The organism is Vagococcus lutrae (assembly GCF_003987555.1).
Lineage (GTDB): Bacteria > Bacillota > Bacilli > Lactobacillales > Vagococcaceae > Vagococcus_A > Vagococcus_A lutrae.
In genome coordinates this window covers 1-11,910 of record NZ_NGJW01000018.1, presented here as the reverse complement: position 1 = coordinate 11,910, position 11,910 = coordinate 1, and the positions used below count along the sequence as shown (strand labels likewise).

The following is an 11,910-nucleotide window of genomic DNA, read 5'->3' as shown; positions in this document are numbered from 1 at the left end:
TCTGTTGGTTCTGTTGGTTCCGTTGGTTCTGTTGGTTCTGTTGGTTCTGTTGGTTCTGTTGGTTCTGTTGGTTCTGTTGGTTCCGTTGGTTCTGTTGGTTCTGTTGGTTCCGTTGGTTCCGTTGGTTCTGTTGGTTCTGTTGGTTCCGTTGGTTCTGTTGGTTCCGTTGGTTCTGTTGGTTCCGTTGGTTCTGTTGGTTCTGTTGGTTCCGTTGGTTCCGTTGGTTTTGTAGGGTCACCACTAGCTTCACTTTCATCTATAATATTAGCAACACTATAGTTAAAACTATCTCCATTAGAAATGTCTTCTCCATCCTCAGTTTCATAAAAAGCTTGGGAATGATTATCAAAATTTTCAAGTGTTTTATCTATAATTTTAGTCTTATAGAAAATATTTACTGAATGATCAGAATGCTCTTGAAATATTTGAACATTTAACTTATTTCCAGACACTTCTATTTTTCCAATACCTAACTCATTAAACTCTTCTAAGCTATAGCTACTATTAAATTCACGTCCTGCTATAGTAATCAAAAATGACTCTAAAATTAATAACTGCCCATTCTGTATTTGATCTTTGATAATAATATTATCTTTCGTTATTTTTTGCTCAGGATTTAAATTTAAAAACCAACGAACATGATCTGTATCTGACGTCAGCATGTCGCCTGTTTTATAATAAAAAACACTACTACTGCTAGCTTCTTGTCTATGTATATACAGCTTTTTACTCTCTAGGTCAGTATTAAAATTCCAATCAATAACACCTGTATTAGCTTCATTAAGGTCTCCCGAAGTATTACGCCCCAAAGCTTGAATACTTAGGCTACCTTTTATATGTTCCATTTCATCTGCTTTTTCATTAAATATAACTAATATTTCATCTTCTGTAATCTGAACTGTTCCATAAATTTCCCCATTAATATTCTTCAAATCTAAACTAGATTTAAAACCTTTTAGATTCACGTCACCATTACTTGGAAAAGGTAATCTTAAAGTATCACCACTACTAATATCAACATTTTCTTTTTCACTAAAGTTAATTTTTACAAGTGTTTTTTCTCCATCATTAATTTCATTGGGCTCAAAATCAAAATTATCTATCACACCAGATGTAACTAAATTAGTTTCAGCATTAATTAACACTGGCATCGCAATAATATTAAAAATGAAAATAACACTTAAAAACAACAGTGATTTATAACTATTTTTTTTCATCATTTATTCCACCTTTCAGTATATGAGAATAACATAAACAGAAATCTAAATGAACATAATATGCAATAAACGATATAAATATAAATAAAACGATAAATCCTGTAAGGGATTTAAATTAAATATAATTATTAATATTGATATTGATAACCTTGATAAAAAGCTATACCTTGCTTAAAATTACTATCTGCCTTTACTATGTTATATACAGTAAAAGAAACTAAACTAATTCCTTTCTTGAAAAGAAACTTAAAGCACAATCCTCGGTATTTTTAACAAAATCTATTTTTTCTTTTCCTAGAAATCATTCTTTTAAAGATAATTTAAAGTCATCTATAAAATAATTTATTTATATACGCATACAAAAACAGTATAAAAAAGAGTGAGCGAAAATCACGATTACATTTAACTTGCAGCGTACACTTGCTAAACCGTGAAAAAATAATACCTTTTGAAATAAAAAAAATGTATTAAACTTAAGCTATTGCATTATTTATAAGAAGAGGAGAAATGTTGTGTATAATTCATATGATTCAGGAAGTATAGCAATATCTACGCTTAAATTTATTTTAATAATATTACGTATTGTAGGATCTATACTATTTAAAATATTGAGATTTAGTGGACTATGGTTAACTTTGTTATCATTGATTCTTTATAACGAATTAACTCCAAATTTTGAGAATACTTTTATTATAAACAGTTTAAATTTCATGCTTTATTTTGTATGATTCCAATACCTATTTATTTTTTTATAAACAATACTTTTAGATTGCTAACAAGAAATAATTTTGCATCTTTGATAAAAATATTTTTATTAAAAATAAAAAAAGATTAGATGGATTTCCAATTAATAAAAGTAACAAATATTAAACAAGTTGTGTGATTTTGTAAATAAAATACAACAATAAAATTATAAATAGGTTCAGATGCAAGCATCGGGTTTGTGACCACACCCATAAAAAGATGTTCTTTTTATCTTGTTAGGTTACATCTAAAACCGTTAGCAAAATATCGACAATAAATTGGCGTATTTTTATGTCGCTTTGCTCGAATTTAGAAAGGAGAACAGGAATGAAAAAAAGAAAAGATAGCTTAAAAATTTCTGTCACAACACAAGAAAAAGAAGCAATGAAAAAGAAGGCAAAAGAATTAGGTTTTGGATCAGTCTCTGCGTTCCTTCTGGACGCTTCAAAAACTTATTTTAGATTGAATGTTGACATGTCTGTTTATAGAAAGTTGACGAGAGAAATTAATTACATAGGTAAAAATATAAATGCTTTAGTAAGACGTATTAACACCGACCAATTAATTACGGATTTAGATATTTATACGCTAGAAAAAAAGCTAGATGATATTTATAGTTTAATCAAAAAAGAATATAGGCGATTAGGTAGATTAGCGTTTAATTTTACGAGTGATAAACTGACTGAAGATGACACAATTAGAATGATTGAAGCCTTTCAAAAAAACAATTTAGAAGTACCTAAAAAAGTGTTGCTAGAGGAAGTATATGAAAACATACATGGCAGCTTTGCTTTAATAATAGATATGATAAGAACATCAAAGTATCAAGATGAATTAATTGAAGAATACGTATGGGATTTTATTCATAGTTCAGCAATTGATAACTTATCTGATGATGATCTAATTAGACTAAGCGATAAGTTGTTTAAATACTATGAAAAATTAAGATTGAAGGCGATTGATTTAGATTATCATTTTACTGATGAAGATTGGTTTAATCTGCTTGAAATTATTGATGAGTTTGAAGAAGATTTTGATTGAGGTTTGTTTTATACTTATTACATAATGGAGATTTTTTGTTATGTACATCATAGTACTTTCAATAAAATACTTGTAAAAACAATGATGTTACTGCTGTTCCTTTATAGAAATATTAGAAGGGAGTTTTTCATGAAAAAAATCTGTGTATTATTATTATCTTTAATCATAATAATGTCTATTATAGTTTATTTTTTTGGAACGCCTTTAGGTCTATTCTTTTTTGAAAAACCAATTTATCTAATTAAACCTAGTCCTCAACGTTTTGTTAAAGATGGATTATATATTATGAACAAATATGGTATTTTTAGCGATGAAAATGATATGCCTTCTAAAGAACAAGAATATTTATCTCGTGTACAAGGAGCTCAAAACTATGACGAAACATTATATGTTTTAAACGAAGCTATTAAACTAGCTGGTGGGAAACATTCTCGAATGATTACGATAGAAAAAAAACAGTCAACTGAACGCATTAATGAGAATCTAGCTGTTTACCCTAGAAGTAGTTTAGAAAATAATATTTTGACAATATATTTACCTTCAGCTAAAAATTTTGCAAACAATCAAGATGAGCTCTCTAAATATATCCATACATCTTTGAAAGATATTTCTAATGCCAAAAATATTCAAGGAGTTATAATTGATTTAAGGGGAAATCATGGAGGCGATATGCGCCCAATGTTAGGAGCTATCTCACCTTTTCTTCATGATGGTGAGATATTCTCATTTGTATCAAAAGAAAAAGAAACTTCAGTTATTTTAAAATCGAATCAGTTAATAATGAATGGGAAAACTATTCAAAAATTTAAGCCTAGTAAGAAAAAAGAAATTCCTATAGCAGTAATTACAGATAATCAAACTTCAAGTGCTGCAGAAGTCGTGTTAATTGCTCTTAAAGGAAATGAAAATGTTAAAACATTTGGTCAGCCAACTATGGGATTCGCCACAGGAGTTACTCAAATGCCTTTATATGATCGATACTATTTAGCACTTGCTTCAGCAAAAATAAAAGATTTAAATAACAATTTCTATTCTGAAGATCCTATTGTGCCAGATGTTATTACAGATAATCCAGAAAAAGAAAGTCTCCAGTGGTTGCTGAGGTAGCTATTTATATTAAAGCTCTTAAACTTATAAATACAAACGGCATTAATATAGCTAATAATTTTTATACTTTCATTTTCCACTAAATTATGGTTTCTTATTTTTTTTAACTTGATCGTCTAACCATTTTGCTCTTGATAACCAACCCCAAGCTCCTAAGCAAATTAAAATAATTAAGCCTATTAAATATAGCCAAGACATAGCAAAACCTCCTTTTAAATTATTATAACCGTTCTCCAATAATTTAAACAAAGATTATCTTGCTAAAATAAGATGTTATGTAAATATAATTTTTATTTTGGTAGCCTGATATTTAAGAATATAAATGCTTTATCAATTTAGCGTTTTATTTCTCAATTTGAAACCTACATCATAAATACGCTATGATAAAAGAAAGTATGAATTTTTTAAGTTTGGAGGATTTGTATGGAGAATAAATTAAACTATTATAAAAATTTGTTAAATCTATCTTACAACGAAGCCATTGAACTATTATTAAAAAAACATGGACCTGTTAAAGATGATTACTTTAGAGAGAAATCTTATGCTCGATTCTTGAATAAGGAAATAAAAAAAATTACTAAAGGAAAATACTCAAAAACTGATCAAGGATTATATTGCCATCACATTGCTGAAGATAAATACTTAAACTTATCTAATAACGAACATATTATAAAAAATAAATACCCTTTTGAACTTCATAAAAAAGAAAACTTAGTTTATTGTGATCTATTTGAACATCTTATTTTACATGCTATTATAGCTAAAGATTCTAATGGTGAACTTGGATTCCCAGGATACGCTGCTTATTTACAACCGATGGTTTATGATTGGTATATTAAGAAAAAAATTCCAAAACCAGAATGGATGAAAAATTGTTATTATAAAGCGTATTTAACCCCCGATTATACTAAAATCATTTTAAATTATATCGACTTATACCTATCTGAAACAGCATTTTATCAAGAACATTTAGCCTATCTTGAACAACTTAAGAAAGAAATGATTTCTCGGCAATTACAATTTGAAAAACGAGAAAAAGATTTACGAAAAATGGAAGAAGAACGAAAACAAGAAATGATAAAACAATTTAAATTAACGTATCCAAATCTTGATAAAGCAGGGTTTCATATTGATGTTTCAAGAAAAGAAATTTTAACCACTTTATATAAAATAAAAAATAATAAAGACAGAATCTCAAAAAAAGAATTCAAAGAATTTAATCGAGAAATGATAAATTTTGTGAGAGAAGACCTTTTAATAAAATTAAATTCACTTTTATAAAAAGATTAACTAAGTTTAAAACAGCTCATTTAAGTACACCCTAATGATACACACATTAAGGAAGTCTTTTTATTGGTTTCAAGTGTATCATATTCATCTATCACTAAAAAAAGAAATAAATATGAAAAATTAAATAAAGAAAACAAAAAAATACATAAGACTGAAAAATAGAAGCACAAACTATCGAAATAATAGAATCTAAAAATAGTAAAACAATTCCTAGCTAATTCAGTTGCTACAGGCAATAAATTAAAAAGTATAGACTATAGATGAAATAGTTAAATATACTAAAAAAAATGAATATGAATTAACAACAAATAACTTAGATTCAGTTAATGAGGTTGATTAAAAAACACATCACTTGCCTCAACAAATTAATTTATGTATAATTAATTTGAAATAAAAAAAGCACATGCGGTAACATATGCTCTACGGTGACTTATATTTAAATGTTTAACCATCTAAACGCCTGTCAAAGTGCTAGATGGTTATTTTTTTGGGTTATTATGGTCAATTATCAGCAAAACTAACGTCACAAATGCGATCATCAGTTGAATAGCTTCAAATGTTGACACTTACTTATTCCCTTCTAGGGATAAAGCTATGAACCATAAGCATCACCCCTTTTTCAAGAGATTAGCCACCATCTTTTCACTTTCTACAAAATCTATTATAACAAAATAATCTTATAATCGAAATGAAATCTTACATACTATTTTCTTCCACAGTAAAAAACTTTTTATTTACTTTATTAAATTCATCTTTATTATAAAATTCAATTTTAGAAAATGCTAAATTATATGAATCTTTCCCTTTAATAACTTTATCCTCTATATAATCATACTTTTTCCACTTTCCACCTTTAAGATATAACCTTCCTTTAGAACGAAATATTACTTGGTCAAAAACATTAATTAAATTTTTTATAGAATCTCCTTTCAACTCACCAACTATTATATTGTTATATCTTACATTTATCTTTAATTCCTCAAATTGAGGAATTAAAGATAAATTACTACTATTACAAGGAGAATACTCATATAATTTCTTTCCTTGACTATCCTTTTTTAAGTTTCTAATTCCCTCATAAGTATCAAATCCCATATCCAAAAAATTAATCATCATTCCTTGAATAACTTCTTTTAATTCTTCTTCTGTACACATTACTTCAAACTCTGGGATACAGCTATATACATTTACTTCTTGTCTTTTTTCTCGATGCAAAGGATCAAATAAATCACTTGTAATTCTTTTTACATCAAAAAAAGAAAACAACTCACTAATTTCTTTTTTTATTTTTAAATTGTTTGTTGCTAAATCCAAATCAACTTCTTGTATTTTGAATTTATTAAATATTTTTTGTAAAATAAACATTATAAACTAACCCCTTTCATAATAAATTTCACTATCTTTTTAAACATAAGAAACCACCTGTTTCAACGTTCTTCTACCTATACCATTTTTAATTCACAATCTTTTTCCTGCAACGCCTTATGCAGCAAGCGACTTCGTTTAATTAACATTATGTCAACTTGATTCACTACCTTGATATATTTATAAAATTATGATATTATAAATACAGAAGTAGTCGGAGGACAAAACCGACTCTAAAAAGAAAATGTTCATAGTTGACGTAGTCGTAGAGCCCGCGACTCTAAAAAGAAAGGCTCTTTTTTTTTTATAAAATAGTGAGGTATATTAATGTTTAATAAAAATACATTGTATTTCCATTTAATGACAGAAGAATATTTTTATATTTACCAAAAACTAGATGAATTTCAAACTGATCCTAATAGAGGTCATGGTGTAATGATTATAGATATAAACAATTTATTAGTTGCTGTTCCTTTAAGATCTAAAATAAAACCTTATATGAAAAAATCTAATCACCTATTTCCTTACGAAACTTATATTGATAAACACACAAATCAAACATTTCTAAAAGCATTAGACTTTAGTAAATTAACTATAATACAAGAAGAGTTTGTAAATAAACAAACAACATATATATTTAACAATGAAGAAGAAAAAAAATATTATACTAACAACTTTAATCGTTTATATACAAGAATTAACAATTATATATCTACTTATCAAAAAATCTGTTTACAAATATCAAACCAAGAAGATGTTAAACGCTACACTTTAAGCCCTTATCGTTATAGTACTTTAAGAAATTTTCACAACGAATTAAATATATCAATCTCTAAAGAAGATTTTGTAAAAGTATTAAAAGAAAAGTTTGATTAAATACTTGACTTATTCAGAGGTTTCAAATAATTTGGGATGAGGGCTGCTTGTTAGGAAAATGGCATAGTTAAACCCTAGTTTCAGCAAAAATCATTTTTCGATTTCTACTGAAGCTAGGGTTTAACATTTATTTGGTCTATCGGGAGAAGCCGGAGCCAACGTATATCTCTACTTGTTAGTGCTGATCGCACACTTAACTCACGCTTTAAAATCTGCCCTAAAGCGTATCGAGTTAAGCAACCTTCCTCGCAAGGAACAGATTACCACCCAGACCGTTATGCCGCCGTCTTCGCGTCTTGGGCTCGAGAATAAGTAGAGTAACTTCTCATAGTGAGCTTGCAGCATTCCTTATTGCAGCGGCGAATGCTTAACCTTTCCATTTAGTTACCATCTATTAAGGTTCGCAGTTTGGCTTCTACGCTTTTAAAAAAGAGCTGACTATGATAGAATATAGTCAATAGGAATCTTGTGTCACAGCTTGCCGGCTGTGGCTCTTTTTTTATATTCAATTGTATAAAACGTTGATATTACACTGTTGAGTACACTATAACAAGGATTGCAAACGATTTAAATAGGTTTCATAAAACGGTATTATTGTATGAAAGTATGCAAGTATGAAAAAACACTTGCATACCTTTTCTCTTTTGAATACTTGACTACTTTCATACTTGAATACCTTAAAAAACGATCTTATTGTAGGTTTATTCTTTAGTATACTTTCATACTTTCATACTTGAATACTTTCATACTTGAATACTTTCATACTTGAATACTTGAATACCGTTTTGTTTTGTTTAAACTTTTTTTCTTTTGCATACTTTAGAAAAAACATTTATAATGTAAGAAAAGAACAATAGGAGGAACACAGATGGCTAAAGTAATTACATGCGGTAACTTTAAAGGTGGTACAGGGAAAACGACAAATAGTACTATGATTGCAAAAACACTTTCTGACAGAGGCCTACGCACATTGCTTGTTGATATGGACCCACAAGGGAATGCTACAAACTTATTCATCAAGACGAAAAACTATATTGATGATGAAGTGACAGTGTTTAATACAACAATGATGGCAGCAATCCAATCGGAAGATTTAACAAATGCTATTATTACAATAAAAGACAATTTAGACCTTTTAGCGTCTAGTGCTGACTTTAGTTTGTATCCACGATTTATGGAAAGAATGACAGATTATAATGAACGTGTTCAATATTTTGCGCAATTGTTAGAGCCTCTTAAAGCCAACTATGATTACATTTTAGTAGATATTCCACCTACGATTTCTTTAATTACTGACTCGGCTTTATATGCATCTGATTGGTGTGTAATCGTTATGCAGACACATGAGCGTAGCTTACAAGGTGCGGAAGCGTTTCTGCGTTACATTCAATCAGAAGTGATCGATACATTCCATGCGCCTACGCTAGACGTTTTAGGTATACTTCCAGTATTACTCAAAAATGGGGCACCGGTTGATGTTTCAACGCTTGAAGCAGCGAATGAAATCTTTGGTTCTGATAACATCTTCCAAACGACTATTCGCAATATGGAACGTTTAAAACGCTACGATTTAACAGGTATTACTGATGAAGATATGCACGATAAGAAGGTAAGAGAAGTGTACGAAAATGTCACAGATGAGTTTTTAGCTAGATTGGAGGAATAAATATGGCACTCGTTCAATCTAATAAAAATAAAAAGAAGAAGTTAATCAGTCGTGGTCCTGATATTCAGCCAAAACAAACCTTTACTATGGATCAACTTGAAAAACCTGTTGAAGCTAAAAAAGAAGTAGTAAAGGAAACAGTTGTTCCAGAACCTGAATATATTCCAAAGCCTACAACGTTAAAAATTGATACACGTATTCGTGACCAGATAAATGCACTATCTTTGATAGGTTATGGCGATACACAAAAAGAAGCGTTAGAACTACTTATTAATAACGTCTTGGAATCTATGACAGTAGATGAAAGAAGAAAATTTGATGTTCAGTATAGAGTGTTAGAAGATAAAACTCGTAAGAGCTGGAAGAGATAAGTTTTACTTATTCAAATATAATTGATAGAAAATTTATCAAAATAAAGTTGAACTACAAGAGCTAATTAACCCTTAACCCTGAAGTTAGTCAGTCATATATTATAAAGGAGAATAATGAATATGAATCTTCATTTTTACAATGATATTAATTATTTAAACTATGTAAAAATAAACATTAATACGTTATCAGTAGAAACGGTAGAAACAAATAAAAAAAAGCTAAAGAAAAGAGAGCGTGTAATTAACACAACGTTTACTCTTACACCTACTCACAAGAAAAAATTAGCCAAACGGGCTAAAGAAAGAGATATTAGTGCCTCAGAGCTTGTGAGAGAGCTTATAGATAATAACTGTTAATTGAATATCAAACAAAAAAGTAATCGGAACTGACTCATTAAAATGGGACAGTATCAAAAAAGCTTTCTTATTGGGTTACAAATTGCTAATATTCTATCGGTGATTTGTAGCCCAATTTTTGTTTACTTTCCGTTTTATTATAATACTTAATGTAATCTATCACGATTTGAATTACAGTTGATTTGCCTTCTAATTTCATCTTTATTGTTGCTTGCTTCACTTCTAATGGATACGATACTCTTGTTCCCATGCTAAAAAGCACCTCCTGTTAAATTCATTTTACTTGAATTCAACAAGAAGTACTTTTTATTGTGTCCCACGTAAGTGGATCAGTTCTCTTATCACAGTATTCTTTTATTTATATCTGTTTCTTTAGTTACGATAGCTTAAATACTTGCTTTATCATGATATTTTAGAATCATTTTTATTTTAAACCTAACATCATATTTAATCTTTCATTTGTCAAATTAAGCTAGACAAAATATTGTTGTCTATATAATTCAAAAATACTTCCAATGGTGTTTTATAGTTTAATTATTTTCTAGGAATATTATTTTTTTAGGTGCGATAGATTAGATAAAACATTCCTCAACTTCGTTGAAATCCATTTGTTTAGGTAATCCATCTTTACGTAATACCCCATTAGAGTGTTCATTTAAGCATCGTTGTGATGGTGTTACTGGATTAGCAAAATAAATATCAATATCATTTAGATTGCTGATTGATTTCCAATTAGAAAATTCTTTACCACAATCGAATGTGATTGATTTAAATAGATAGCATGGAAGCTTTTTAAATCACTTATTTAAACTATTTTCGATATCTATTGCTCGTCTACCTATTGGTTTTAACATAATAATCACTTTTGATAGTCTTTCAACGAGTGGGATAACAGCACTTTTATGGTCTTTCCCAGCAATTGTGTCACCTTCAAGGTGACACAATTCATTATTAAAGAGTTGATAGTCCCTATTACGTTGATTGATGGTTCTTTTAAAGGCTTATTAGCCTCTTTTTTCTTTATAACCATTCGCCTTTCTTTTACCTTTCATAGGTAATGCAGTCAAATCAAACAGTCCTTGCCTAAATAATCTATAAAGTACTGATAGAACATGAAATAGGAAACTCGGCACGACCAACAATGACATCTGGAGTCCATCCTTGAACAACCTTCTTTTGAATATATTCTGTTTCATCATCAGATAAAGAAATAGGCCGTCTGCTACAATTCTTTTTGTTATTTTTATATCTTCTGTCGTAATCTAGTGCAGATAGTCCTTCATCAAAAACTTTGTAAACGTTATAGATAGTCTGTTTTGCTCGTTTCAACTGTTTAGCAACGTATGTTCCTTTTTTATCTTGATGGTAATAAGATTCTATCAAAATCAACTCGTCTGTAGTAAGATATGCATAGGTCATTTGTGATTACTCTCTTTGTTTTCTTTGGTTGGAAATACAATTTAAGTTTATCACAAATGATTTTTTTAATTGTCTAGCTTAATTTTACAATCGGCGAACATAAAAATAACGACCTCCAAAATTTAGATTTTGGAGGTCGTTATAGTCTTCTAATTAAATTCATATTTTCTTTTTGTATAAATCACAACTCCAAACAAAATCAATCCTAAACCTATAATTAGTTCATAGCTACCATCTTTTTCTCCTGTTTGAGGCAAATATTTATTAGATGTTGGTTCTGTTGGTTCTGTTGGTTCTGTTGGTTCCGTTGGTTCTGTTGGTTCTGTTGGTTCTGTTGGTTCTGTTGGTTCCGTTGGTTCTGTTGGTTCTGTTGGTTCTGTTGGTTCTGTTGGTTCTGTTGGTTCTGTTGGTTCCGTTGGTTCTGTTGGTTCTGTTGGTTCCGTTGGTTCCGTTGGTT

The 11,910-nt window shown here is 29.3% G+C and carries 12 protein-coding genes and 1 pseudogene; 7 read left to right on the top strand and 6 right to left on the bottom strand.

The window, feature by feature from the left end; genetic code table 11:
* Nucleotides 1–1,217 (bottom strand): collagen binding domain-containing protein (locus tag CBF33_RS09490; protein WP_170167794.1); only part of this gene is annotated, 1,217 nt, incomplete at its 3' end.
* Between the two features lie 1,071 nt (nt 1,218–2,288).
* On the opposite strand from CBF33_RS09490, the gene CBF33_RS09485 reads away from it, so the two are divergent.
* The 3 genes from CBF33_RS09485 (at nt 2,289) to CBF33_RS09640 (ending at nt 5,390) form a co-directional block, all read left to right on the top strand.
* Entirely contained in the window at nt 2,289–3,002 is a 714-nt protein-coding gene (locus CBF33_RS09485; RefSeq protein WP_126763759.1) for a plasmid mobilization protein, read from the top strand.
* Nucleotides 3,003–3,131: 129 nt separating this feature from the next.
* Nucleotides 3,132–4,109 (top strand): S41 family peptidase, encoded by a 978-nt coding sequence (locus CBF33_RS09480; RefSeq protein ID WP_170167793.1) that lies wholly within the window; start codon nt 3,132–3,134, stop codon nt 4,107–4,109.
* A gap of 423 nt (nt 4,110–4,532) precedes the next feature.
* Nucleotides 4,533–5,390, top strand: coding sequence for an SAV1803-related protein (locus CBF33_RS09640; protein WP_244919705.1), 858 nt, complete (start codon nt 4,533–4,535; stop codon nt 5,388–5,390).
* A 488-nt stretch (nt 5,391–5,878) separates the two neighbouring features.
* On the opposite strand, the gene CBF33_RS09730 is transcribed toward CBF33_RS09640, so the two are convergent.
* On the bottom strand, nt 5,879–5,965 hold the full coding sequence (locus tag CBF33_RS09730) for a putative holin-like toxin (RefSeq protein ID WP_483409797.1): 87 nt from the start codon (nt 5,963–5,965) through the stop codon (nt 5,879–5,881).
* A 130-nt stretch (nt 5,966–6,095) separates the two neighbouring features.
* The gene (locus CBF33_RS09470) at nt 6,096–6,764 is read right to left on the bottom strand and encodes a hypothetical protein (protein ID WP_126763755.1); all 669 of its coding nucleotides are present in this window, start codon (nt 6,762–6,764) and stop codon (nt 6,096–6,098) included.
* Between the two features lie 327 nt (nt 6,765–7,091).
* On the opposite strand from CBF33_RS09470, the gene CBF33_RS09465 reads away from it, so the two are divergent.
* The 4 genes from CBF33_RS09465 (at nt 7,092) to CBF33_RS09450 (ending at nt 10,034) form a co-directional block, all read left to right on the top strand.
* Entirely contained in the window at nt 7,092–7,640 is a 549-nt protein-coding gene (locus CBF33_RS09465; RefSeq protein ID WP_244919704.1) for a hypothetical protein, read from the top strand.
* Nucleotides 7,641–8,508: 868 nt separating this feature from the next.
* Complete coding sequence (locus CBF33_RS09460) at nt 8,509–9,306, top strand: ParA family protein (RefSeq protein ID WP_126763751.1); 798 nt, start codon at nt 8,509–8,511, stop codon at nt 9,304–9,306.
* Between the two features lie 2 nt (nt 9,307–9,308).
* Nucleotides 9,309–9,677: a DUF5388 domain-containing protein gene (locus CBF33_RS09455; RefSeq protein ID WP_126763748.1), complete on the top strand. Its 369-nt coding sequence runs from the start codon at nt 9,309–9,311 to the stop codon at nt 9,675–9,677.
* Between the two features lie 120 nt (nt 9,678–9,797).
* The gene (locus CBF33_RS09450) at nt 9,798–10,034 is read left to right on the top strand and encodes a hypothetical protein (protein ID WP_126763746.1); all 237 of its coding nucleotides are present in this window, start codon (nt 9,798–9,800) and stop codon (nt 10,032–10,034) included.
* 85 nt (nt 10,035–10,119) lie between these two features.
* Here the strand turns inward: CBF33_RS09450 and CBF33_RS09725 are convergent, their stop codons facing one another.
* The 3 genes and pseudogenes from CBF33_RS09725 to CBF33_RS09600 all read right to left on the bottom strand — a co-directional run.
* Nucleotides 10,120–10,284, bottom strand: coding sequence for an IS3 family transposase (locus tag CBF33_RS09725; protein WP_170167792.1), 165 nt, complete (start codon nt 10,282–10,284; stop codon nt 10,120–10,122).
* 212 nt (nt 10,285–10,496) lie between these two features.
* Nucleotides 10,497–11,453: pseudogene (locus CBF33_RS09445) on the bottom strand (IS30 family transposase).
* 149 nt (nt 11,454–11,602) lie between these two features.
* On the bottom strand, nt 11,603–11,910 hold a 308-nt coding region (locus tag CBF33_RS09600), incomplete at its 5' end, for an LPXTG cell wall anchor domain-containing protein (protein ID WP_148112239.1).